General features: G+C 34.7%; 24 protein-coding genes and 1 riboswitch. Of the genes, 4 read left to right on the top strand and 20 right to left on the bottom strand.

All coding sequences use genetic code 11. The features are described 5' to 3' along the window. Positions 1 to 6 precede the first annotated feature (6 nt). Genes queE through queC form a run of 3 tightly spaced genes read right to left on the bottom strand, consistent with a single transcriptional unit; the run spans position 7 to position 1,869 of the window. A complete protein-coding gene (gene queE, locus BAQ44_RS15550) occupies positions 7 to 723 on the bottom strand; it encodes a 7-carboxy-7-deazaguanine synthase QueE (RefSeq protein WP_071722268.1) in 717 nt (238 codons plus the stop codon). Further along, complete coding sequence (gene queD / locus BAQ44_RS15545; RefSeq protein WP_000368410.1) at positions 716 to 1,207, bottom strand: 6-carboxytetrahydropterin synthase QueD; 492 nt, start codon at positions 1,205 to 1,207, stop codon at positions 716 to 718. The genes queE and queD overlap by 8 nt, the downstream gene beginning before the upstream one ends. Continuing rightward, positions 1,207 to 1,869, bottom strand: a complete 663-nt coding sequence (gene queC, locus BAQ44_RS15540; RefSeq protein WP_000711596.1) for a 7-cyano-7-deazaguanine synthase QueC — start codon at positions 1,867 to 1,869, stop codon at positions 1,207 to 1,209. The genes queD and queC overlap by 1 nt, the downstream gene beginning before the upstream one ends. A gap of 93 nt (positions 1,870 to 1,962) precedes the next feature. After that, positions 1,963 to 2,006: riboswitch (PreQ1 riboswitch) on the bottom strand. A 207-nt stretch (positions 2,007 to 2,213) separates the two neighbouring features. On the opposite strand from queC, the gene kinB reads away from it, so the two are divergent. Next, on the top strand, positions 2,214 to 3,422 hold the full coding sequence (gene kinB, locus BAQ44_RS15535; protein WP_071722266.1) for a sporulation sensor histidine kinase KinB: 1,209 nt from the start codon (positions 2,214 to 2,216) through the stop codon (positions 3,420 to 3,422). 11 nt (positions 3,423 to 3,433) lie between these two features. On the opposite strand, the gene BAQ44_RS31440 is transcribed toward kinB, so the two are convergent. From BAQ44_RS31440 to BAQ44_RS15515, 4 genes are all read right to left on the bottom strand, one after another. Beyond that, the gene (locus tag BAQ44_RS31440; protein WP_000038254.1) at positions 3,434 to 3,550 is read right to left on the bottom strand and encodes a DUF6254 family protein; all 117 of its coding nucleotides are present in this window, start codon (positions 3,548 to 3,550) and stop codon (positions 3,434 to 3,436) included. 100 nt (positions 3,551 to 3,650) lie between these two features. Continuing rightward, positions 3,651 to 4,184, bottom strand: coding sequence for a DinB family protein (locus BAQ44_RS15525; RefSeq protein ID WP_061678871.1), 534 nt, complete (start codon positions 4,182 to 4,184; stop codon positions 3,651 to 3,653). A 136-nt stretch (positions 4,185 to 4,320) separates the two neighbouring features. Continuing rightward, a complete protein-coding gene (locus tag BAQ44_RS15520; protein ID WP_063261900.1) occupies positions 4,321 to 6,015 on the bottom strand; it encodes a M3 family oligoendopeptidase in 1,695 nt (564 codons plus the stop codon). 160 nt (positions 6,016 to 6,175) lie between these two features. Beyond that, entirely contained in the window at positions 6,176 to 6,622 is a 447-nt protein-coding gene (locus tag BAQ44_RS15515; RefSeq protein ID WP_000203340.1) for a MarR family winged helix-turn-helix transcriptional regulator, read from the bottom strand. Between the two features lie 193 nt (positions 6,623 to 6,815). Between BAQ44_RS15515 and BAQ44_RS15510 the strand changes: the two genes are divergently transcribed. Beyond that, positions 6,816 to 8,312 carry a sensor histidine kinase gene (locus tag BAQ44_RS15510; RefSeq protein ID WP_063261899.1) on the top strand — a complete coding sequence of 499 codons (1,497 nt, stop codon included), beginning with the start codon at positions 6,816 to 6,818 and terminating at the stop codon, positions 8,310 to 8,312. Between the two features lie 29 nt (positions 8,313 to 8,341). Here the strand turns inward: BAQ44_RS15510 and BAQ44_RS15505 are convergent, their stop codons facing one another. After that, on the bottom strand, positions 8,342 to 8,623 hold the full coding sequence (locus BAQ44_RS15505; RefSeq protein ID WP_000495532.1) for an aspartyl-phosphate phosphatase Spo0E family protein: 282 nt from the start codon (positions 8,621 to 8,623) through the stop codon (positions 8,342 to 8,344). Between the two features lie 398 nt (positions 8,624 to 9,021). Between BAQ44_RS15505 and BAQ44_RS15500 the strand changes: the two genes are divergently transcribed. Then, entirely contained in the window at positions 9,022 to 9,792 is a 771-nt protein-coding gene (locus BAQ44_RS15500; protein WP_071722264.1) for a divergent polysaccharide deacetylase family protein, read from the top strand. Between the two features lie 62 nt (positions 9,793 to 9,854). Here the strand turns inward: BAQ44_RS15500 and cbpA are convergent, their stop codons facing one another. The 11 genes from cbpA to BAQ44_RS30860 form a co-directional block, all read right to left on the bottom strand. After that, entirely contained in the window at positions 9,855 to 10,478 is a 624-nt protein-coding gene (gene cbpA / locus BAQ44_RS15495) for a cyclic di-AMP binding protein CbpA (protein ID WP_061678867.1), read from the bottom strand. A 125-nt stretch (positions 10,479 to 10,603) separates the two neighbouring features. Continuing rightward, positions 10,604 to 11,233 (bottom strand): class II aldolase/adducin family protein, encoded by a 630-nt coding sequence (locus BAQ44_RS15490; protein ID WP_061678866.1) that lies wholly within the window; start codon positions 11,231 to 11,233, stop codon positions 10,604 to 10,606. Between the two features lie 248 nt (positions 11,234 to 11,481). Further along, on the bottom strand, positions 11,482 to 13,764 hold the full coding sequence (locus BAQ44_RS15485) for an NEAT domain-containing leucine-rich repeat protein (RefSeq protein ID WP_071722263.1): 2,283 nt from the start codon (positions 13,762 to 13,764) through the stop codon (positions 11,482 to 11,484). A gap of 429 nt (positions 13,765 to 14,193) precedes the next feature. Then, positions 14,194 to 14,976, bottom strand: coding sequence for a DeoR/GlpR family DNA-binding transcription regulator (locus tag BAQ44_RS15475; protein WP_071722259.1), 783 nt, complete (start codon positions 14,974 to 14,976; stop codon positions 14,194 to 14,196). Between the two features lie 40 nt (positions 14,977 to 15,016). Continuing rightward, entirely contained in the window at positions 15,017 to 16,201 is a 1,185-nt protein-coding gene (locus tag BAQ44_RS15470; RefSeq protein ID WP_071722257.1) for a saccharopine dehydrogenase family protein, read from the bottom strand. Next, positions 16,198 to 17,295 (bottom strand): 2-aminoethylphosphonate--pyruvate transaminase, encoded by a 1,098-nt coding sequence (gene phnW / locus BAQ44_RS15465; protein ID WP_071722255.1) that lies wholly within the window; start codon positions 17,293 to 17,295, stop codon positions 16,198 to 16,200. The genes BAQ44_RS15470 and phnW overlap by 4 nt, the downstream gene beginning before the upstream one ends. Positions 17,296 to 17,310: 15 nt before the next feature. Next, a complete protein-coding gene (gene phnX, locus BAQ44_RS15460; protein WP_071722253.1) occupies positions 17,311 to 18,105 on the bottom strand; it encodes a phosphonoacetaldehyde hydrolase in 795 nt (264 codons plus the stop codon). A 21-nt stretch (positions 18,106 to 18,126) separates the two neighbouring features. Then, on the bottom strand, positions 18,127 to 19,884 hold the full coding sequence (locus tag BAQ44_RS15455; protein WP_071722251.1) for a putative 2-aminoethylphosphonate ABC transporter permease subunit: 1,758 nt from the start codon (positions 19,882 to 19,884) through the stop codon (positions 18,127 to 18,129). After that, the gene (locus BAQ44_RS15450) at positions 19,885 to 20,886 is read right to left on the bottom strand and encodes a putative 2-aminoethylphosphonate ABC transporter ATP-binding protein (protein WP_061678860.1); all 1,002 of its coding nucleotides are present in this window, start codon (positions 20,884 to 20,886) and stop codon (positions 19,885 to 19,887) included. Between the two features lie 20 nt (positions 20,887 to 20,906). Further along, positions 20,907 to 21,983, bottom strand: coding sequence for a putative 2-aminoethylphosphonate ABC transporter substrate-binding protein (locus BAQ44_RS15445; RefSeq protein ID WP_061678859.1), 1,077 nt, complete (start codon positions 21,981 to 21,983; stop codon positions 20,907 to 20,909). Positions 21,984 to 22,211: 228 nt separating this feature from the next. Continuing rightward, entirely contained in the window at positions 22,212 to 22,364 is a 153-nt protein-coding gene (locus BAQ44_RS30860; protein ID WP_000240799.1) for a protein YkzP, read from the bottom strand. Between the two features lie 148 nt (positions 22,365 to 22,512). Here BAQ44_RS30860 and BAQ44_RS15430 point away from each other — a divergent pair, with 148 nt between their 5' ends. Then, a complete protein-coding gene (locus BAQ44_RS15430) occupies positions 22,513 to 22,848 on the top strand; it encodes a DUF3905 domain-containing protein (protein ID WP_061678858.1) in 336 nt (111 codons plus the stop codon). A 38-nt stretch (positions 22,849 to 22,886) separates the two neighbouring features. Here the strand turns inward: BAQ44_RS15430 and BAQ44_RS15425 are convergent, their stop codons facing one another. Beyond that, on the bottom strand, positions 22,887 to 24,236 hold the full coding sequence (locus tag BAQ44_RS15425; RefSeq protein WP_063261890.1) for a TrkH family potassium uptake protein: 1,350 nt from the start codon (positions 24,234 to 24,236) through the stop codon (positions 22,887 to 22,889). Positions 24,237 to 24,244: the final 8 nt, after the last annotated feature.

Genomic DNA, 24,244 nt, shown 5'->3' with positions numbered 1-24,244 from the left:
TTCTCATTATACTCCGCGTTTATTTCCCCATACTAACGCATGAAGCTGCGGCAATACTTTTGCATTATTCATTTCTTTACAGTTAACAGCTTTTTCAATAAGCCACTCATACTTATCTAATAGCTTTTTAATTAACATTGCATCATCCACAGTTTTTGTATCATCATTCCCTACTTGTAAGAAAAATGGTACATCTGGATAACGTTCGTGCATCTTAACTGCATACTCAAAGTCATAGTCATCAAATACTACTACCTTTAAACTAATATCTTTTCCTGCTAGTTTCTGAATAACAGCATCTAACTTCTGAAAATCAGTATTCATTGTCGAACTTGGTGGTTTTGGAGAAATCGTTATCTCATCAATTTGAAGTAACCAATCTTGCCATTTACTCCCTTGTGTTTCGATTGCCGTCCGCATTCCATTCTCTTTTAATATAGAAAGAAGAAACTCAATATTTTTCAACAATGCTGGATTTCCACCTGAAATCGTAACATGAGAAAAATTTTCGCCACCAATTTCTACAAGCTCATTCCATACGTCCTCTGCTGTCATCTGTCTAATTTGATCCTTAGCCGATCCATCCCACGTAAAAGCAGAATCACACCATGCACAGCTATAATCACAACCTGCTGTACGGATAAACATCGTCTTTTGTCCCACAACCATTCCTTCACCTTGAATAGTCGGACCAAATATTTCTAAGACAGGGATTTTACTCATCAAGCATCCACTCCCGTCTTACTTCCGCATAACTAGTTGGCGTCTCGAACAGACGAACAAATTCAACGCGAGCTCCTTTATATTCGTTCGCACGATTATCTTTTATTAATGCTTCTGCCATCTTTTCGTAAATCCAAACGACCATGTTTTCAGCAGTCGTATTCATCGCTGGTAACGTTTCGTTTAAATAACGATGGTCTAAATAAATTTCTATTTCATTCTTCCAAATTTCTTTTATATCTCCAAAGTCAATCGCAAGACCTATTTCATTCACATATCCACTAATACCAAATACAACTTTATATGTGTGACCATGTAAGTTTTTACATTTCCCTTCATAACAGTGTAAATGGTGTGCTGCATCAAATGTAAATTCCTTGCTGACCATTACTCTTTTATTATGATATTTAAGCTGTTTGCGCTGAATATCCTTGTCCATTTTTTGCAAATTTTCTACGATGCGAAATCCAAAGAAGTTATCCATTAGTTACTCGCTCCTTCGCGCTCTTGTAGGTACGTATCTAATCCTGCTTTACGAAGTTGACATGCTGGACATTCACCACAACCATCACCAATGATTCCGTTATAACATGTTAATGTTTTTTCTCGAACAAACTCGAATGCTCCAAGTTCATCTGATAATTTCCATGTTTCCGCTTTATCAATCCACATAAGTGGTGTATGAATTACGAACGGATAATCCATGGATAAATTTAAAGTAACGTTTAACGATTTCACAAACACGTCACGGCAATCTGGATAACCACTAAAATCAGTTTCACATACACCCGTTACAATATGACGTGCTCCAACTTGTTTTGCTAATACAGCAGCAAATGATAAGAATAGTAAATTTCGTCCATCTACAAACGTCGATGGTAATTCACCTTCTTCATGTGTAATCTCCATATCCGTTCTCGTTAACGCATTTGGAGCAAGTTGATTTAATAGACTCATATCAAGTACCGTATGTTTAATTCCTAGCTCTTTTGCAATTTCTGCTGCACAATCAATTTCTAACTTATGACGTTGATTGTAATTAAACGTTACAGCCTCTACTTCTGCAAACTGCTCTATTGCCCAAAATAAACATGTCGTACTATCTTGTCCTCCACTAAAAACAACAACTGCCTTTTCTTTTTTCATTTCACTCATTCTCCTTCTCTACTACGAATAAGAAGAAAGAACGTTCTTGAACTGTCACAATAAAAAAACAAAACAATACCTAAAGATATTGTTGTTTCCATAGTTTTTTATAGAGGGAGTTCGCGAACCTCTCCCGCGCATCGCACGGAATTCCTTCTTTCATTGACAAAGCTTATTGTAACATATTGTATACAACCAGAAAAAATTTCTGATTTTTCCGCTATTTCTCATTTCATTTCTTTCATTTTATAGTATGATTAATTTAATATGAGAAGAGAGGAGGCATCCCACTGAAATCCTTTATTATTTATCTCTTTCTAAATATATTATTCATCCTTGTTACAATGCTCGTATACCATTTATTTTGGAATCAAAAAGGGAAACGCTCTCCTAAATTAAATTCAGCTATATTTATTGTATTATGTTGCCTCGTTACTATACTATGTATCACTTTCGCAGCAAAAACAAATTATGGATTTCAATTTGATATGCGTCATATCGTATTAGTTGTCGGTACATTAACTGGAGGTCCTATTGCTGGTGGATCAATATTAGTTGTATTAAATATATATCGCTTCTTATTAGGAGGAATAGGTGTTTTCCCATCGCTTATCGGTTCTATCCTTCTATTTATTGTTCTACTATTTACATACAAATTTTTCAATCGAACTTCTAATCGTATAAAAATAATACTTGCTATTATCTACAGTCTCACATACGGATTTAGTTGGATACCTTTCTTCCTTTCAAAGGTTACAAATAAGGCTGATTATATACCACATATTATTGTGTATGAGTTATGTACGATACTTGGTACTATCCTTATTTTATATTTATTACACATATTACAAACTCAAGTTCGTCTACAAAACGAACTTATGAATGCTGAAAAATTTCATTTAATTGGTGAAATGGCAGCATCCATCTCTCATGAAATTCGCAACCCATTAACTTCAACAAAAGGATTTTTACAACTTTTACAGTCAGATACATGCACTGAGCAAGAGCGAAAACTATATATCGACATAGCCATCAACGGAATCGAACAAGCAAACCATGTTCTTACAGATTATTTAACCTTTGCAAAACCAAGTATTGAAAAAGAACAAAGATTACAGTTAGAAGAAGAACTATTACATGCATTATCGCTAATTACACCGCTTGCTAATTTAGCAAATGTGCGTACTCATTATATAAAGCAAAGTACTTCTTTTTTTATCGCGGGAGAAAAACAAAAACTAAATCAATGCTTGTTAAATATTTTAAAAAACTGCATTGAGGCCATGCCAAAAGGCGGTGATCTTTATTTCACATTAGTTCCAGATCATAAACATATTCAATTATATATAAAAGATACAGGAGTTGGCATGGATCAAGAACAAGTAAAACGCCTCGGATCCCCTTTCTACTCAACGAAAGAGAAAGGTACTGGTCTTGGAATGATGGTCGTATTCAGTGTAGTTCAAGCTATGAACGGAAAAATTGATATTATAAGTGAAAAAGGTACTGGTACAACCTTCTTATTAACTTTCCCACTCATACAAAAAACGTGATGAAATACTCATCACGTTTTTTCTGTTCCTTCAACTAATTCAGCAAAAGCTTTCACTTTTCCATGTGGTTTTTGATTTTCTTTACGTGCTTTCCACGCGCGCTCTTCTTCTTTCTTTTTCTTAGACATACTTTTCAACTCCTTCTTTTCTTTCTCCCTGTAGTATTCCAAAATAAGAAAGAAAACTATGCACGTATCAAAAAAGAAGTGGTCTCCCACTTCTTCCTAATTATCGCTGTAAAATTGCGTGTTTCGCCTCTTTTAACTGCGTAAGATGTCTTTGTTCATGCAAATCAAGAAATTGAACCCACTGATACAAATTCAGATCATTAAAAACCGGATGCTTTAATCCATTTTCAAATAGATCTTTTTCATCTAGCACACTATGAAGCGCGTGTAATAGTTCTTGTCGTGAATGTTCTAGTAATTGAATTCCTTGCTGTTTTTTCATTAACGTTTCTGTTGGTTGCATTTGCTGAGGAGCTTCTCGTTTATGTGTGCGATCAAGCGTAAGTTGGAGGTCTTTAAATGGAGTCGTGTTTCTTTCATTTTTTTGTAAAGCATATACAAGGGCAGACGTGACGGATTGTTCAACTAAATGTAAATGATGCAAAATTTGAATAATACTCCATTTATCACGGCGCGGTTTTACATTCACTTCTGTATCATTTAACATTTCAATTTCTGATAATAGCGTGCTTCGGGTAGACTGTAACGAGTTCAACAAACTTTCTAAACTCACATCCATATTAGATTGAAGCATACTTCTTTCCCCCTTTTTGTTGGTGAAAAAAGGTGCTCCTATTAGAAACACCTTTTAGTATTCTGAATTTTCTTTTATTATCTCATCATTTTCTCGCTATGTCGATGTTAAACATGTGAAAAAAAGCGCATGTTTTTTACAATTTTGTGTCGTCAATCGCATGTAGCCACGCTTCTATTTCTGTAATGACACTTTTCACACAACCTTCAGCAAATGGTGATGTTAAATTTGCAACTTCCACTAATTCCAAGAATGATTTACTTCCACCTTGTTGGCACAGAGTTACATAATCTTCCCACGCCTCTTGTCTATTATCTCTTGCACGTTTCCAAAATTGCAGTGCACAAATTTGTGCTAACGTGTAGTCGATATAGTAGAACGGCGAGCTATAAATATGTCCTTGACGTTGCCAAAAACCACCGCGCTCTAAATAATCATTATCTTCATAGTCACGATGCGGCAAATACTTTTTCTCTATATTACGCCATGCTGTCTTACGCTCTTCTGGTGATGCTTCTGGATTTTCATATACATAATGTTGATATTCATCAACAGATACACCATACGGTAAAAACAGAAGTGCTGAACTTAAGTGAGAGAAATAATATTTATCTGCATCTTCTTCAAAGAATGACTTCATCCATGGCCATGTAAAGAATTCCATACTCATAGAATGAATTTCACATGCTTCATACGTTGGCCAATTGTATTCTGGAATTTCAAACTTACGGCTTTCATATACTTGGAAAGCATGACCAGCTTCATGTGTTAATACATCAATGTCGCCAGATGTTCCATTGAAGTTTGAGAAAATAAATGGCGCTTTATAATTCTCAATATATGTACAATATCCGCCACCAGCTTTTCCTTTTTTCGCAACTAAATCTAATAAATCATTATCTAGCATGAAATTGAAAAATTCATCCGTTTCAGCCGATAACTCTTTATACATCGTTTTCCCATGATTAACAATCCAATCCGCATCTCCTTTCGGAGTTGGATTACCAGTAGCAAACTCAAAGTTTTCGTCGTAATACGCTAACTTCTCTACACCGATACGTGCTTGTTGTCGTTTTCTTAATTCCGTTGTAACTGGAACGATATAATCAAGTACTTGCTGACGATAATTCGCCACCATTTCCGCATTATAATCTGTACGGTACATTCTTGCATATCCAAGTTCAACAAAGTTTTTGAAACCTAAAGATTTAGCGATTTTCGTTCTCACTTTAACAAGCTCATCATAAATACGATCTAACTCTTCCTCATTCCCAGCTAAAAATCCGTAATATGCTTCACTTGCTACTTTACGTTCACTTCTTTCTTTCCCCTGCATAAATGGAATAAGCTGCGATAACGTTCTTTCTTCTCCTGCAAAGTCAATTTTTGCAGATGCTAATAACTGCGTATATTGTGAAGACAATTTATTCTCTAATTGTAAATCTTTCACGACATCATCAGAATATGTTTTTAAATCACACTCCGCTAAAGCAAATAATTGCTTCCCATAATACGCTTCTAATTCTTCACGGTATGGAGAATGTATTAACGCATGATAATACTTTGTACCATATCCTTGTACAACTGGAGAGAATTCATCAAAGAAATCTTGCTCTTCCTTATAAAAGGCATCTGTCGTATCGACAGAATGACGAATGTAACAAAGATTCCCCATTGTACCGAAGTCGTTGCGAATTTCGTTAATTGAATTGATGACTTGTTTTTGCTCTTCTACCGTTTTGGCGTTATCAAACTTCTCTAAAGCAACAGTAAACTTCTCTTTTAATTCTTCAATATTTGGCCGTTTATATTCATAGTCTTTAAATGACATGAACGAGCCTCCTCTCCATTATGTGCATCCTTACTATAATTCAATGCTTACTTACAAATCTCCTCTTATTCTTCAGCAAAATACGGCAGATCCTGTCATAATTACATATAAACAAAAAAGCCTTGGATTTCATTATCCAAAGCTCCTTTGGAACATACTATTACTTTTCATACTTTCCAATCTTTTTTAATAGATCAAGTAATTCATCCTTTTCCTCTTTCGTTAACATTTCAAAAGACTGATGTATAACTTGTTCATGCCCTGGAAAAATAGAAGCAATAAAGTTCTCTCCAGACTCAGTTAATTGTGCATAAATAACACGTCTGTCATTCGGGCACGGAATTCTCTTTACTAGTCCCTTTTTCTCTAGCTTATCTACAACATATGTAATGCTGCCACTCGCTATTAAAATACGCTCACCAATTTGCTGAAGTGGTTGACCACCTTTATGATATAACAGTTCTAATACAGCAAATTCAGTTGGATTTAACCCGTTACTTTGTATAGATTTATTTGTAGTATCCATAACAGAACGATGTACACGAGATAATGCAATAAATACTTTTAGAGATTGAGAAATATCTTCTCGTTCATTATTTGATGTCATACAACTTTCAACCCTTCACTTAAATTCTCAGTAATAAAAAGAAAAACAGTTTAGTACTTCATGTAAATTCCGAATGAGTATTCACTCATTCATTACCTCTCCCCAAATATATTATGAATGATTCTTGAATAAAAACATGACAATTTTAACATAGTTTATATATAATGATAATAAAAAAGAAGGAGTACCAAATTTGAAAGTCAAATTCCACAGCATAGTTTTATATATATTGCTTGTTATCCTACCAACGATAGGGATTGGTGCTACATTTTATTCATATCATTCGTATAAAATGAAGCAGGAAAACAAACTATCTGCTCACACGGTTCTCTTTTTATATAGAGACTATTTAGATCATCACCTTGGTGAAGCAATTTCCGCATTAGAAATGCTCTCAAAGGTCGTAGGAACCGAGACTGGAAATATAAATGGAGTAAAACAAATTGTACATGATACTGATGAAAACGATGCACGCTTTTCTGGTTTATATTACGCTACACCAGAAGGTATCATTACAGTCGCATCCGAAGGCGACCGACCACCTGTTGATGTCTCAGATCGTAAATATATTCAAGACGCGTTACAGACGAAGAAAACAACTATATCATCAGTCATTACGGATCGTGTTCTTGGACATCAAGCTATTATAATTGCTTCTCCCATTTTTAATAAACAGAAGGAAATCTCAGGCTTATTGTTAGCAAGTTTACGCTTTGACTACATTTCAGCATCTTTAAATGCTATTAAGCCACAATACCATTTTGAAGTAACTGATAAACATGATGTAGTTTTTCTCACCGATGATAATAAAGAAACAAGTGATGCGCATTCTAATATGCTTACTACCCCACTCCAAAGATTAAATTGGAAGGTCTCTGTTTCTCCATTACCTATCCATCAAAAAACATTATATCAGTGGGTTTCAATAGAGTGTATAGCTACTTTATTTTTAATGTCTATTTTATTTTTACTTGCTCAATATATGTTGTTAAAACGTCAAACAAAACTGGAAAGACAACAAAATGAACTACAAAAAATTGAATTGGTTGGCACTTTTGCAGCTAGTACAGCCCACGAAATCCGTAATCCCCTTACCGGAATTAAAGGACTCGTTGCTCTATTGAAAGAGAAATATAAAGATGAACAAGATCAATTCTATTTTTCCGTTATCGAACAAGAAATAGAACGGATTAATGAAATTGTAAGCGAATTTCTTATTCTTGGAAAGCCAACTGCTATCATTGAACAAACATATGATGTGAGAAACATTCTAAATGAGGTAGCATTAATTATTCAATCTGAGGCGAATCTACATAACATTATATTCAATTTACATTTGCCAGACCATCCTGTTCATATCCGTTGCTCAAAAGACCATATGAAACAAGTGGTTTTAAACATTACAAAAAATGCAATTGAAGCCATGACTTCTGGTGACACACTAACTATTTCCGTAACGAACAATGAAACACACGCACAATTGCAAATTAAAGATACTGGAAAAGGGATTCCAAAACATATTCAAAAACACCTCTTTCATCCGTTCTTTACTAATAAAGATACTGGAACAGGTCTTGGACTTGTCATATGTAAACGAATTGTAGAGATGTACAATGGGCATATTTTTATCGACAGTATAGAAAACGAAGGAACGACCGTTCATATCGAAATTCCGTTACACCTAGTATAATTATCCTTCTCCCAAAAGGGTAATTATACTTATTTCATAAAACCAGCTACAAGCATTCGCCAAAAATTACTCGATTTCCCTTCATACCCAATTTGAAAAATAGGTACCTTTATAATTGATAACCATTTTGGTGTTTGTTTTTCTTTATAACACTGGTACTGTAAAATAAGCTTGTCCAATTCTTGACTCACTTGAATCGTCTCCATACTATTTAACCCACTCGTTAAACCTAATTGAATCATTTCTTCACGTTTCATATGAATATCACGTGAAAGCTTTTCTAATGTGTACTTCCTTTTTACAGTAAACATTCATATCCCCCTTATTATACTTCCATGCTCTCTGCTTCACTTCTCCATCGGCCTTTTAACTACTTACATCATATTTGAATTTGAAGAATCAGAAAATTTAACATTTTCTCCCTGTAATTTACAAATCTTTACCCTCACTTTGAGAATTATTACAAATTATTCTATCTTTGTAAATACATTCGCAATAATAGACATTTTTTTCATCTTCTTTTTTTACAAATACCAATTAAATAGCGGATTTTCTATTTTCCATATACTTTTCTTCGACATTTTTTGTTTAATTTATATAAAAACGCAAAACATAATGATGATTGATAAAGTGCAATTTAATCATTCGGAATTTTGTTCATTCCTCACCGCTCGCAAATAGCCGGATAAAATAGAAAGGAAATATTTATATGCGCAAATATACGATTGCATTGCTTATATTTACTATGTTCTTACCATCCTTCTTATTTCCTGTTCAAGCAAAAGCTCATACAAACAAAGTTGCTATTGTCATTGATGACTTCGGCAATAATATGAAGGGGACTGATAAAATGTTATCACTTCCTATTCCACTGACTGTTGCCGTTATGCCTTTTCTCCCTTCTACAAAGGAAGATGCGATAGCGGCTCATAAAAAAGGGCACGAAGTTATTATACATATGCCAATGGAACCTATTAAAGGTAAAAAAGAATGGCTTGGACCAAAAGCAATTACAACTGACTTAAGCGACGAAGAAATAAATAACCGACTCGAACAAGCGATTCAAGAAGTACCACATGCAATTGGGATGAACAATCATATGGGATCAAAAGTGACTGCAGACGAAAGAATTGTAAGGCTTATACTTGCAGCTTGTAAAAAACACGGTTTATTTTATTTAGATAGCAAAACTAATCCTAAGAGTGTTGTCCCAAAAATCGGGAAAGAATTAGGAGTGCCTATTATTGAAAACCAATTATTTTTTGATGATGTGTATACAGCGGCACATATTTCAAAACAGGCCCAATTACTCATTAAAAAACTTCAAGAAAAACCAATTATGGTAGCTATCGGACACGTTGGACCTCCAGGTGAAATTACATCACGTGTTATAGAGTCTTCTATCCCTAACATTCGTGAACATGCCGATTTTATTTTTTTATCTGATTTAGCATTATCTCCGCCTCCTGTTTCAAAATAAGATTCATTACTCACACTAAAAAAGGTACCAATCTGCATATAGCAAATTGGTACCTTTCCATCTTAAATATAATCTACATGGCTCACCCTGAATCCTTTTTTCTCTATTTTTTCGATTAATTGCTTCAGTCTTTTTTCATTTAACTCATCTGCTATATTTACGATAACGCGGCGAATATATTGATCACCGTTATCTAGCGTAAATAGTCCACCGATATTAAAAGCTTTCAACAATGTCCCAAGTTCTTTAATCGTTCCCTTACAATCTTGTGTTGCAATTGTTAATATATAACCACCCGTCCGCATACCGAATGAATCTTCAATAACATCAAATATATTGGAATGCGTTAAGATACCGACAAATTCATTATAGTCATTTAGCACAGCTAAAAATGGAAGCCGACGAATAACATAAAATGCTCTAAAAAAAGAATCCTTTTCAAAAATACATGCAGAGGAATCTTCCAGCATATGTTCCGTACTTAATTTCTCTAATCCGCTTTCACACTTTTTTTCTAAAAGATCTACTTTATAAATAATCCCCATGAATTTCTTTTCATCTTCTGCTAATACAGGGATTGCTCGAAATCCCGTTTCATTCATAATGTGCAAAGCCTCTTCACCTGAATCGCTTATTTTGCAAAATGTTACTTGCTGTTTTGGCAGAAAATGATATTTAACTCGCAAAATATGTTCCTCCTTACATGTCAACATGTAATCTATATATAATAAGGAGACCTATATTTTATGAGTAAAATTATTTTTAAAACGCTTTCATTTGTTTGTTGGCTTGTAACGACATCACAAACATTTTATATAACAGAGCTCTTTGCACCTTTTATCATTAACAACTTTACATGGTAATTCATTAAATATTCTATACCCTCTAGCCATTTTTTCGCTTCTTCTGGAGTTTTCCCCCACACAATCATGCCATAATTATGAACAAGAACTACTCCTCCACCTTCAATAAAATTCGGTACATTATTTTCTAATAAATCAGCAAATTTTTTCTCATCTTCTACAATGGGAATTGTCATTTCTGTTATACCTTCTTTTCCAAAAACACGTTCCACGCTACGTTTATCAAATGTTACTTCCCCTTCTTCTCCATATAACTCTGATATTAAATGGCTATCTACAGTCTGCACTTGTAAAATACATTCTGCACTACTCTTTTTATAAATATCCGCATGCATAAACGATTCTACAGCTGGTTTTTCTTCATTTTCAAATACTGGCTCACACATACAATTAACAACAATAAAGTCTTCTTCTGAAAATAACCCTTTATCTCTTCCCTCAACATTTACTAAAAAAGTTAACGGTTCTTTTGACGTACAGAGTGATAAACTAATTTTTGTACCATAAAACCAATCACGAAGTGCCAATTCAGATTTCACATCTTTTAATTCATTCCATTTCTTTAGAAAAAATAACATTTCGTCACCCCCGGCATAATATTTATATAATGTTCGAATCCTTTCTATGTAAAAGGAGTATTTTTTGATTATTCTAAAAATTTAATTGAATTATCACACGAGAATGCCTTTTTGTCAATATAGTTTCACAGCTCTTCTTTAAAATGGGCCATTCATATATCTATACTCCTGTCTATTGCCTATTTCATTTTGTACATAAAAAATACGTTATTCTTATTAAATCAAAGAATAACGTATTTTCTCATCTTTTATTTCGTTATCGCGTTATATAAAAACTGTGCATATTGTTCACGTGTTACGAAATCATCACCTAAAAAGTTTCCTTTTCCATCACCTTTTGATATATTATTATCCGCTAACGCTTTCACATATCCTTCTGCCCAATGACCAGTCGGTACATCTGTAAAGTTCACTTTATTATTTCCATCTTCTTTTAACTGAAATACTTTATATAATACTACAGACATTTCGTATCGAGTTAATACTCCATCTGGGCGAAACTCCCTAGTACCATCACCTTGCATAATTCCTGCTTGCGCAACTGTAGCAATATCATGCTCAAACATATGCCCTTTCGTATCTGTAAATCTCTCTTTCTGCTCTCCTTTATTTTCTAATTTCAAGTACCTTTGTACTAAAGACGCAACTTGTCCACGAGTAATACGATCTCCAAATCCAAATTGTCCATTTCCATATCCCTTGAAAATATTTTCTTTCGCTAAATAATTAATTGCTTCTTCTGACCAATGTCCTTTTGGTACATCTTTAAATTCTACTACTTCTACTTTTTCATCTTCTTTAGAAGTATTATCCCCTTTACCTTCTAACACATTTTGAATTACCGAACCTGTAAAGAAGATTCCTGTATCCGCAAATGGATCTTTCACTCCAAACTCATATACTTTCTCACCTGGTGTACTCCACTTAACTGCATCATTACTATACGTACCACCATCACTCTTCAAACGGATTTTTGTAGATACCTCGCCGTCTTTTTCGTATATAGGTACTTTTACTTCTTTGTTTACTTCTGTATCCTCTAGAAAGACTTTTTGGTTTTGAACATTAATATAAGCCTTCTTACTTAGTTCTATTACTGGTCTAACATCGCGGATTTCATTTGCAACAAAACTTAAATATACTAACTTATTCAACTTACTAACTGGCGATAAGTCTGAAATATAATTTGCTTCTAAATCAAGTTTTTGTAAGTTTACTAGATTTGATAATGGAGTAATATCCTTTAACTCATTATTAGGTAAATCTAATTCTGTAAGCTGAGTCATTTTAGCAAGTGGTGTCACATCTTCAATTTGATTTTTCCCGATAAATAATTTATTTAATTGATTCATTTGATCAATACCCGATAAATCTTTAACTTTATTACGCGTTAATACTAAGTCTTTTAAAGGTAATGAATATAACGGTTTAATATCTTCAATTTGATTACCTGCTAAAGTTAAGTATGTTACATTTTTCAACGCGCTTAATGGAGCAACATTCGTAATTTTATTATTTGCTAAATTCAAGTAATCTAGTTGTTCCATTTTCGCTAATGCTGTTACGTCTTCTATTTGGTTGCCTGATAGATATAAACTTTTTACATTTTTCATTTCAATGAGTGGTGCAACGTTTGTAATTTTATTATTACTCAAATCAAGAGATGCTAAATTATCCATCTTAACAAGTGGCGTTACATCTGAAAATTCATTACCACGCAAAGCTAAATGATTTAATTGCTTTAAATTCGCAAAGAACGACGGATCTGTTATCTTCGCATTCGCAACTGTTAAAGATTTTAAATTTGGCATATATTTTAATGCACTATAATCAAGAATCTCATTCGTGTTTAAAAACAAGTCCTTTACTTGTAATAAATCCTCTTTCGTAATTGGTGTATTTAAATCTTTTCTATTAAATACTTTTTTATTAACAAGTTCTCTTAATTTGTTATCTGTTATCATATTTTGACTATCAACTGGATTATCCGTCCCCGTATTGCCTGAATTAGAGTTATCATCTGGTTTCTCTGTTTCTTTGTCACCTACAGTTGGATCTTTAATTTCAAATTGAACTTGATATTTGTGATCATATCCGATGGCCGGAATAAGTATATGCATTTGCATATTATGCTTCTTCTCGAATTCGCCAATTTCAAATTGGACTACTTTCGTTCCATTTTTCCTCTTATCTTCTGATAAAACTTTCACATCTTGAAATACACCAGGTTGGTTTTTATCCTCTATTCTAAGATATTGAAAATAATCGCTATCTTGTATTGTTACAGTAACGATTTTTTTCCCATTTTCAATTGCTACTTTAGGATTTTTTATGTACTGAGAAACCATAGATGGCTCATCTTTTTGATCCTTATATATTTTAATCTCAGTATCGTATGTACGTTCACTAGCTGCTGCCACCGACTGGTTTGCTTCAGCTTTTAGTGCTGCTAATGCTGGAGTAGAGTATGTAGCAAATGGAATTACTAATGTTGTGGCTACTACTAGCGCCTTAATATAACTTTTTTTCAAAATAATATCCCCTATCATATATAATTTTTATAATTGATAAATGTTATCAATCACCTACAAATAAATGATAATGAATATCATTATCATTGTCAATGATAATATTACATTAAGTTTATATTTCCAAAGATAAAAAATAAAAAACCCTTTAATCAAAGGGCCTTTTTACCTAGCGTATGAAGAATTTCACTTTTTTCTTTTTCATTAATAAGACCAATTTTTTGCAAAATATTTGCATACACTACAAGTTTATTATATATCCGTTCTGACATGCTTCTCCCTTCTTTCCTTCGACCAACTTTTTTTGTATTGGTAAATTATATGAAAGAGATGAGAAAATGTGTCCACTTTTTGCATAAATCCAAATCTTTCATCCCGTTTTTTGCGGACAGTAAAACTCCCACCTCAAAATCAGGTGGGAGTTCAATTTATTTAGCAAGTCGTCCATTGAATATTATGCTTTTTGACTTCCTCTTCAAAACTATAAGGCATTTTCTTATCACAAATTACATGTTGAATACGCGAAAATGCTGCTATTCGGTAATTTCCCTTTACCCCTACTTTTGTATGATCACATAAAATATATGTTTTCTCAGCTAATTTCAGCATCGCTTCTGACAGTTTCGCCTTTTCTAATTCAAAACTAGAAACCCCAAAACCAGGTAACAATCCATCAATCGACACGAATGCTTTATGAAAATGAAATTGCTGGATTACTTGCTGTGAAATAGACCCTGACACACGTGAATGCTTTGGAGATACTTTTCCACCAATAAATAAAACTTCACCGTGAAACATCTTTTTATTAATAGAAGAAATTAATTGTGTTGCTACTGGAAATGAACTTGTTACAATCGTTAAATTTTTACGGTGAACAAGATATGGCACCATTTGAAGAGGTGTACTTCCGTCATCAATCGCAATCACATCTCCATCTTCCACAAACGTCGCTGCTTTATACCCAATTCTCTTCTTCTCTTCTATATGCAGCATCTCTCGTTCTAACATTGGTGCCTCTATTCCAGCTCCCGGAAGTTGGACGGCTCCACCATACACTTTCTTCAACTTCTTTTCGCGATCCAATTCTTCTAAATAACGGCGAATCGTCTCTGTCGATACAGCAAACTCTCTCGCTAACTCTGAAACTTTTACTTTCCCTTTAAACTCTACCTTCTCAAGAATGGTTCGCTTTCTTTCTTCACCTACTACAGACATAGCCTCACCCCATTGATTTCTACCTCATAAACTACCTTACTTATACAAAGTTATAACTTTCTTTTTCAGTAAAAACTTCTTCATGAATATGAATACCACGCTTTACTAGTTCATCAAAAATAATTTGTGGCTTTACAAAAGCTTCCTCAGGTGTCACAACACCAACTTTATTTACATTTCCATTTGCGATTAACTCTGTAGCAATCCCAAACGGAATACCGACGTTTCTCGTATAAGCTCTTAATTTTCCCCACCCTACAACAGATCCATCAGATAACGGGTGTGTATGATATAATACGTGCCTTTGTTTCTCATTATTTTTCATACCTATTACTTCTACATGAAGTGCATAACCATAAATTTCTGTTTCTTGTCCCTCTTTCGATTGCAATAAATACTTCGAAATACAATCCATAATACCGATTTCTTCTCCATTTATTTCAACTTGATCATTACGCAATATACCGTAATCATATAACGCACGTACGAGTTGCATATTTTGCTTTGGCCACGTCCCTCTCGTCTCTATCAGTTTGACGCCTTTATTTTTCAGTGCTTTTGCTAACGTAATCGTTTCAGAATGCGGGATTATATACTGCGTTGCCTTACCATAAGGCGCCGGTAATTCTATTTCTCTCGGACGCGCAAACGGAGGTACTTGCTTAAACTCACCATCCTCATACACTGTACGCGATGGTAAATGTGGATCGTATTCATATGTCGTTGTTTCTGTAATTGATGCAGAAAAAGCAATCGGGCGATACGAACCGTGGCTGACACGAACTGATTCTACAGTATCTAGCTGATTTGCTGCATGCATTGCCATCATTTGCGTTACACCTGGCGTCATACCAAAACCAGGTAAACATGTTTTTCCGTTTTGAACAAATATAGAATGTGAGTCATTTTCTTCACCAAACCCATTCAAATTCACACCGTGACAACCTGCTTCTGCAATACATCGAGTTGACAAACCATTTAGCTTTATCGTCGTGCCATCCATTACAATGTCATAGCCCTTCATTTTTGCAACCGTATCCTCATGATTCGTTACATCTACTTTCACAAAATCAACCCGAGGATCGTTGAGCCATTCTACTACTTTCAGGCCCTCTTCTTCATTAAAATCAGCTACTGTAATCGTCTCAAAAGATGAAAATTGCACTAAATCTAAAATTGCTTCACGACAAATTTTACCTGCTCCACCTAAGCAAAATACTTTCAACCTATAACAACTCCTTTAGCAATACTATCAACTAAACGATTAATATCTGCCTCATGTACATCACCGATATTTCCAATGCGGAATGTATCTACTTTTGAAATTTTACCTGGATAAATAACAAATCCATCGCGCTTTAATTCATTGTATAACTGCCCAAAATCAAACCACTCTTCTGGATAAATGAAAGATGTAATAATAGGCGATTGATATTTTTCATCTACTAGTGACTTAAATCCGATTTCTCTCATTCTATTCACTAATAGTTTTTGATTGTTATAATATCGATTGTAACGCGCTTTTACTCCGCCCTCTTTTTCTAATTCAAGTAGTGCTTGATAAAAAGCATGTACAACATGTGTAGGTGACGTAAAACGCCATTTTCCATTTTGATTTTCCATCGTCTCCCACTGATCGTATAAATCTAATGATAATGAACGTGCCTGCCCTTTACATTTCAACAATTCATCGCGCTTTGCAATAACAAAGCCAAACCCAGGAACCCCTTGAATACATTTATTCGCACTACTAATTAGAAAGTCAATTTGCAACTCAGCAATATCTATTTCAATACCACCAAAACTACTCATTGCATCAACTAGTGTTACTTTTCCATATTGCTTCCCTAATTTACATACATCTACAATTGGATTGATAATACCTGTTGTTGTTTCACAATGAACAACTGCAATATGTGTAATCTCTTTATCTTGTTGTAATATCTTTTCTACTTCTGCAATATTAGTAGGCTCCCATTCTTCCGTTTGACTAACCACCACATCTATATGTAACATCTTTGCCATTTGTACAATTCGCTTACCGTACGCACCATTTGTACAAACAAGCAATTTTCCATTTTTAGGAATAACAGAACCGATTACTGCTTCAACTGAAAACGTACCGCTTCCTTGCATGAGAACAGTCGTATATTTCTCTTCTTCCTTCGTTGCTAACAATACAAGTTTAGCTCTTACATCTTGCACCATCGTGTTATATTCAGCATCCCACGTACACCAATCGTATAACATAACTTCTTTTACCGTTTTTGTTGTCGTTAATGGTCCTGGTGTTAATAATAAGTAGTGATTTTCAGTCATGATCCTATTCCCCTTTTATGAAATAATAAGTTCTTGTTTCTCGATATGTTCCATTACGCTTTCGAGTTCCTGCATCGTTTCTATCGTAAAGTGCGCTCCATTTTCAACGAAACGATTGCGAACTACTTCTATTTTTTCACGAAGTTCTATCGAATCCATATTCTCCACTTCTTCTTCCGTTAAACCAAGCTCGCTACTGCCAAGAATGACACCAACTGTCCACATTCCAGCATTTCTTCCCTCTTTCATATCCGATACCGTGTCTCCAACTTTTATCATATGATTCATTGGATATACCCCAAGTTCCATCGCATTTTTATAACACATCCACGGATATGGACGACCCGCTGGAACATCATCTGGCGTTACAAGAAAATCAGGTTTATACCCTTGTAGCGCTGCTTCTCTTGCTACAATATCCATCATTTCTCTCGTATAACCAGTCGTTGAACCAATTTTAATTCCTCTTTCACGTAAAGAAGCAATCACTTCTTTTACTCCATTAATCGGCGACGCATAGCGCGGTAAAATAGCGAAGAGAATTTCTTCAAATTCTTCATACATCTCCTGAATATCTGCTTCTGTTGGTAATTGTCCGAAAACACGATTCCACTCACTCGCAATACGAGGCATCTCTGTTAATGCCCTAACATGATCAATTTTCAATAACCCCATTGGCTTACGAGCTTCTTCTGCAGTAATTTCAACACCGCGTTTATGGAAAATCTCCATAAATACTTCCAGTGGTGCAAAACATCCATAATCAACTGTCGTACCCGCCCAATCAAAAATAATTGCTTCTATTTTCATTCAATCCATCACCCTTCTTATTTATCTTTTTTGCCATTGTGAAGTTCGGTTACGAAGTGCTTTCGTTCCCCATTCATATACAACTCTTACTACAATATTTGTAACAACAATAAGTACACTCATGGCAGCTGCTGGTGCTACATTTCCTGCATCATCCATGTTTACAATTGATACAGCAGCTAGTTTAAAATCAGCTGCATATAGGAATACAACTGCCGAAACAGTTACCATTGAATTTACGAAGTAGTACATTACCATTTCTAAAATCGCCGGTAAACACATCGGTACTGTTACTCGAAAGAATGTTTTATAAAACGGAATTCCCATCGACTGTGAAACAAGTTCAAACTCTCGATCTAATTTCTTTAAAGCTGTTGTTGCCGTAACAAATGTTACAGAATAAAAATGAATAATATTGACTAGTACTAGCACAGCGATTGTTCCGTATAGAGAATGAAACGGATTCGTTACGGAAAGTCCAAAGATTTGTATGGTTGGTTGACTAAAGAAGAAGACATAGCCTAACCCAAGTACTAAACCCGGTATCGCTAAAGGGACGATAGAGAAAAAGTAACCTGCTTTTCGGAAAAATTGTAGCTGATCTATTTTTTCAATCGCATAAGCGAACATAAATGTTAAAACCGCTCCAATAACCGCTGTGATTGCTGAAACAATTACGCTGTTTTTAAACGCTTCAAGTCCATCTCCTGTTAAACTGGAAAAGTTAAAATGCTCAAATGTAAAGCTCATATTATATGGCCATACTTTCACACTTGCTGCAATACCAACTGCCACAAATAATAGAATGATCATAAGCGTTACTACGCTACAGTATACGAATGAAATAACATCTCGTTTCTTATTATTTATTATTCTGTAAGGTACTGATTTGGAAGATAAGAGATTCGCCTGCTTTCTTTGCGTAATACGATCAACTGCAAATGCAAATATAGCAGGGATTAATAAAATCATTCCGACAGTTGCACCCATCGGCATATTTTGTTGCCCAATTACTTGCTTATATACATCAGTAGCAAGTACATTATATTGTCCACCAACAATTTTTGGTGCCCCAAAATCAGTGAAACTAAGTGTAAACACAACGAACATTGCACTAATTAATCCGTACTTTACACTAGGTAAAGTAACAGTGAAAAATTGCTTTATTTTACTCGCTCCTAACATATTAGAAGCTTCATATAAACGATAATCAGAGCCTTGAAAAGCAATTAATAATATAAGAAAAGCTTGCGGAAATGTATACATAACTTCAGCAATTACAATTCCTACTGGTCCATATAAAGGGATTTGTATCCCTTCAAACAAACCAAACATTCCTTTCGTTACTAACCCTTGATTACCAAATAAATATGTCAGTGCGATACCGTGCATCATCGTTGGTGCGAATAGTGGTAACAACGCGATATATTGGAATACACGCTTCCCAAACACATTCGTACGAGCAATCGCATAGGCGTAGGCGAAAGCGAGTGTCACTGCAATAATTGTTGTCGCGCCCGAAATCCATATCGTATTTTGTAATGATTGAACTAGCGTTGGTGTTGTGAAATATTTACTGAAATTCGCAACACCAACGAAAGCTCCATCTTTATCGTAAAAAGCTTGTGTAAACAATTGTAATAGAGGTAATACAAGCATGATCAAAAAAGCAAGAAGCATACCAATAATTAATAGTCTTTGTATCCACTCTTCTTTACCAATACGTCTCTTAATCTTTTTTTTCGTACTTTCTACCTTGAAATTTTCTAACATCTCCATCTATACAATGACCTTCTTTCCATATGACAACATATGATTTTCTGAGAAAGAGATTTGAATCGGCTTTCCTTTTCTAATAGCGGTTTTTTCTACTTCTGATGCCAATATATCCACTACAATTTTCTCGTTATAAAGATGTGTTTTCTCTTCTACTACTCGCACTTCCGTCCGATATACAGATCCACGAAATTCCATACTTTCCACAACCGTTTTAATACCATCATTTTGTACAATTGTTACATGTTCAGGACGAATTGCATGCTCTTCATTATTTTTCGAAAAGAAATTAATAGAACCAATAAAATCTGCCACAAACGGATTGGCTGGTCTTTGATAAATCTCCTCTGGTGTTCCAATCTGCATAATTTCCGCATGATTCATTACAACAATTTTATCAGCCATCGTTAATGCCTCTTCTTGATCATGCGTGACCATAATAGTTGTTACTCCTACTTTTTCTTGCAAATCACGCATTTCTCTACGTAACTTTTCACGTACTTTTGCATCTAAAGCAGATAACGGCTCATCCAGTAACAAAATATCCGGAGACAGAGCGAGTGCACGTGCAAGTGCCACTCGCTGCTGTTGTCCACCAGACATTTGAGCAGGATATTTATCTTTTACATTCAGTAAATCAACTAGTTCCAACGCCTCTAGCGCTTTCTCTTTTACTTCTGCTTTTCCATATTTTTTTGTCTTTAAGCCGTATTCAATATTTTCAAGTGCTGTTAAATTCGGAAATAATGCATACGATTGAAACACCATTCCGAAGTTCCTCTTTCCAGGAGGTAATGCTGTAATATCTTTTCCATTGACAGCTATACTACCTGTTGTTGCCTCTTCTAGCCCTGCTAAAATTCGAAGCAATGTCGTTTTCCCACAACCACTTGGGCCTAATAAACATACAAACTCATTTTTTTTCACAGTAAAAGAAATATCTTTTAACGCTGTAAATGCATCAAACTGTTTTTGAATGTGTTGAATTGATAAATATTCGCTCATTTTTTCTCTCTCCCACTCACTTACTTTTTCGGTTCTGCTTTTTGGCCAAACTCTTTTTCCCATTTTTCTAAAATTTTATCGCGATTTTCTGCTGCCCATTTAAAGTCATTCTTTTTGTATAACTTTTCTGTTACATCTTTAGGGAATCCATCTGGAAGTTTATAATCATTTTTAATTGTCGCAAATCCATTTTTCTCGAAGTATAACTTCATTACATCATCAGTAATTGCCCAATCTAAAAATGCTTGCGCTAATTTTTCATTTTTTGCATTATCTTTTTTAATAAGTGCGTTCGCTTCTACTTCCCATCCTAATCCTTCTTTCGGCAATACAACTTCAACTGGTGCACCTTTTTGTTTCTCTTTCAAAGCACTATAAACCATTGATACGCCCACTGGATATTCACCCGCGCCTGCTAATTTCGCTGGTTTTGATCCTGAGTGAGTATAAGTTGCCATATTATCATGAAGTTTCTTCATGTAATCCCAGCCTTTATCTTCACCCATAATTTGTAACCATGCAGAAACTGTTAAAAATCCTGTTCCAGAAGAAGCCGGATGTGGCATAACAAGCGTTCCTTTATATTCTGGTTTCGTTAAGTCTTCATATGATTCTGGCATCGGTAAATTTTTCTTCTTTAATTCTTCTTTATTTACAGCAATCCCCGTCATAAATGCCGTATTACCTACCCATTTTTCTGGTTGCTTATCATCTTTAAATTGCGTGAGAACACGATCTGCTCCTTTTGGAGAGTATCCTTTTAACATATCTTTTTTATCTAAAGCTAGTAGACTAGACGCTGCTGTTCCCCATACAACATCTGCTTGTGTATTTTTTCCTTCAGCTAGCAATTTCGCTGTAATAACTCCAGTTGAATCACGAACAATGTTCAGTTTTACATCTGGATACTTCTGTTTAAAAGAATCAAGATAAATTGGTACAAGTTCTTCTTCAATCGCTGTGTAAACAGTCAATGATCCAGATAATTTATCATCTTTCACTTTTGCCCCAGCACTTTCTTCTTTCTTTGCACCACACCCCATTAATAACGAAAATACCATTCCAGTCGCTACAGCTTTAAAGATTGTTTTTTTCACTGTCTCTCTCTCCTTTTATAAATCTTATGTACAATTCAAATATAAACAACTAGTGTAAAAGCAGTATTAAACCAACATTAATCTTTTGTTTGTTGTTTGTTTTTGTGTAATACGTTGCTACTTCTATGTTTTTTCGCATTTTTCTGCTAATAATGAACACTAAATTTACAAATAATTAAAAAAACCTTTATAATCCCACAAAAAAATGAGGCGTTTGTAAAAAACGCCTCATTTTTGTTTACCTTTTTTTGAATTACGATTTGCATACTTCGCGCTATTTTCTCCTTCATACTCTAATGCAAATTCTGCATCTGGTAAGCTTTCTTTCGGAGTTTTATTATTATTGATTGCCGCATTTTGTTTCACTTTTCTTTTTACCAATACATTCACCTGCTCTCAAGGATTCACTTTCTACTCTAGTTTGAATCAACACACAATAATTATTACTGGCAAGTGTTAACAAGTACATAAGAACTGCTAGATGGAAATACTACCTATGAAGAAAGCATTATAAAAAGGAGCAATTATTATGAAGAAGAAAGATAAAATTCAGTCACCAATTTTAGATGAAACGCTCCCGCATCAAATGAATTTCCCATCTTTTAAAGGAACAGGAAAGAAGATGCAACAACCTTTCATAAATCAATATGACGTCGTAATCGGAGACAGTAAATATGATTCCGAGAATAGTCCACTTCACAATTGGAGTGATGAAGTAGATCCTGCCATTATGGCTGGAGAAGAATGGATCCATCCTACAAATGATATTGGGTGGATTTCAGAAGAAAATCAAGAGTTGCTAAAAAAAGAAGTAACGAATAAGAAGGATGCTTTTATGCATCCGCAATTTGGCATTAACGACTAAAAAACCATTCTACCTAACGTAGGTAGAATGGTTTCATATTATCCAATAATAATTCTCTCTTTCGGGTATTTGTAGCGAGGTGGCTGTTCTCTTCCACCACTAGCTAGTATAAATGTTAAAATACCGACACGCCCGATAAACATAAGTACAATGAGTACAAGTTTACCAACCGTTGTTAAATCTGGCGTAATACCTGTCGATAGGCCTGTCGTCCCGAAAGCCGAACACACTTCAACAATTAAACTCATAAGCGGTACGTTTTCCGTAATAGATAAAATAAATAGCGCTGTGGCACATAATAAAATCCCCATCGTCATAACGACAGATGCTTTCAGCACGTCCTCTTCATGTAGCTGACGTTTAAAGACTCTAACCGTTCTTCCGCCTCTTGCAAAAGTGTATAACGATAATATGCTAACAGCAAATGTTGTTGTACGTATTCCGCCCCCAACCGAACTTGGAGATGCTCCTATAAACATTAATATACTCATAAATAAAAGCGTCGGTTGTGACAATTCACGTATATCCATTGTAGCAAGTCCACCACTTCGCGTCGTCACAGATTGGAATAATGTATAGAAAACTGTTTCATGCCATGACTTTCCTGCTAAAAAATGATTTCGTTCTAGTAAAAAAATCATGATTGTTCCAACGACAACGAGCGCAAAAAATGTTGTTGTCGTCAATTTTGTAAATAATGAAAAGCGAAATAGTTGCTGTTTCCTTTTACTAAGGAATTGTTTCACTTCCATTAATACCGGGAAACCAATTGCCCCTAAAATAATAAGCAACATATGAATCATTTGAACAATGTAATCTTTTTTATACGGAATTAGTGATTGTCCTGTTAAATCAAATCCGCCGTTCGTAGTTGCACTAACAGCCGCAAAGAAACCGTGAAAATAAGCTTCTTGCCAAGTTGGAAAGTAAAGTAAGAATCTTGTACCTAATAATATTGCTCCAATAAGTTCTATCGAAATAATTACAATTAAAATAGAGCGCATCAATTCTACAAGGCCTGATAAATTCCCTTGATTATGGTCTGCCATAATGAGCCTTCTTCTCTGCAAACCAATCTTTTTCCCTGTTATAATCCAAACGAACGTACCAAGTGCCATAATTCCTAAGCCGCCTAATTGTAAAATAAGGGCTAACATAATAATCCCTGCCGTAGTAAATGTATCTGAAATCGTAACAACAGACAATCCCGTAACACTTACCGCACTAACAGATGTAAAAAGGGCATCAATAAATGTCCATTTCACACCAGCCTTCGTAACAAACGGGAAACTAAGCAATATCACCGATACAACTACTGCTAATAAATAAAACAAAACAATGAGTTGTACAGGACGTAATTTTTGTAAAAACTTTTTTATATCTCTCATTCCATCAC

This window comes from Bacillus mobilis (assembly GCF_001884045.1).
In the GTDB taxonomy this organism is placed as follows: domain Bacteria; phylum Bacillota; class Bacilli; order Bacillales; family Bacillaceae_G; genus Bacillus_A; species Bacillus_A mobilis.
This window is presented reverse-complemented; position numbering and strand designations above follow the sequence as displayed.

What these genes read in the sequence shown, in the direction of transcription:
- BAQ44_RS15450 (WP_061678860.1), bottom strand. Translation starts at nt 20,886, where the DNA reads ATGAGCGAATATTTATCAATTCAACACATTCAAAAACAGTTTGATGCA.
- BAQ44_RS15520 (WP_063261900.1), bottom strand. Translation starts at nt 6,015, where the DNA reads ATGTCATTTAAAGACTATGAATATAAACGGCCAAATATTGAAGAATTA.
- BAQ44_RS15525 (WP_061678871.1), bottom strand. Translation starts at nt 4,184, where the DNA reads ATGCTTCAATCTAATATGGATGTGAGTTTAGAAAGTTTGTTGAACTCG.
- BAQ44_RS15505 (WP_000495532.1), bottom strand. Translation starts at nt 8,623, where the DNA reads ATGTTTACTGTAAAAAGGAAGTACACATTAGAAAAGCTTTCACGTGAT.
- phnW (WP_071722255.1), bottom strand. Translation starts at nt 17,295, where the DNA reads ATGACTGAAAATCACTACTTATTATTAACACCAGGACCATTAACGACA.
- BAQ44_RS15515 (WP_000203340.1), bottom strand. Translation starts at nt 6,622, where the DNA reads ATGACATCAAATAATGAACGAGAAGATATTTCTCAATCTCTAAAAGTA.
- phnX (WP_071722253.1), bottom strand. Translation starts at nt 18,105, where the DNA reads ATGAAAATAGAAGCAATTATTTTTGATTGGGCGGGTACGACAGTTGAT.
- queD (WP_000368410.1), bottom strand. Translation starts at nt 1,207, where the DNA reads ATGGATAACTTCTTTGGATTTCGCATCGTAGAAAATTTGCAAAAAATG.
- BAQ44_RS15425 (WP_063261890.1), bottom strand. Translation starts at nt 24,236, where the DNA reads ATGAGAGATATAAAAAAGTTTTTACAAAAATTACGTCCTGTACAACTC.
- BAQ44_RS15455 (WP_071722251.1), bottom strand. Translation starts at nt 19,884, where the DNA reads ATGGAGATGTTAGAAAATTTCAAGGTAGAAAGTACGAAAAAAAAGATT.
- kinB (WP_071722266.1), top strand. Translation starts at nt 2,214, where the DNA reads ATGCTCGTATACCATTTATTTTGGAATCAAAAAGGGAAACGCTCTCCT.
- BAQ44_RS31440 (WP_000038254.1), bottom strand. Translation starts at nt 3,550, where the DNA reads ATGTCTAAGAAAAAGAAAGAAGAAGAGCGCGCGTGGAAAGCACGTAAA.
- BAQ44_RS15500 (WP_071722264.1), top strand. Translation starts at nt 9,022, where the DNA reads ATGCGCAAATATACGATTGCATTGCTTATATTTACTATGTTCTTACCA.
- BAQ44_RS15430 (WP_061678858.1), top strand. Translation starts at nt 22,513, where the DNA reads ATGAAGAAGAAAGATAAAATTCAGTCACCAATTTTAGATGAAACGCTC.
- BAQ44_RS15490 (WP_061678866.1), bottom strand. Translation starts at nt 11,233, where the DNA reads ATGTTATTTTTTCTAAAGAAATGGAATGAATTAAAAGATGTGAAATCT.
- queC (WP_000711596.1), bottom strand. Translation starts at nt 1,869, where the DNA reads ATGAAAAAAGAAAAGGCAGTTGTTGTTTTTAGTGGAGGACAAGATAGT.
- queE (WP_071722268.1), bottom strand. Translation starts at nt 723, where the DNA reads ATGAGTAAAATCCCTGTCTTAGAAATATTTGGTCCGACTATTCAAGGT.
- BAQ44_RS15475 (WP_071722259.1), bottom strand. Translation starts at nt 14,976, where the DNA reads ATGTCTGTAGTAGGTGAAGAAAGAAAGCGAACCATTCTTGAGAAGGTA.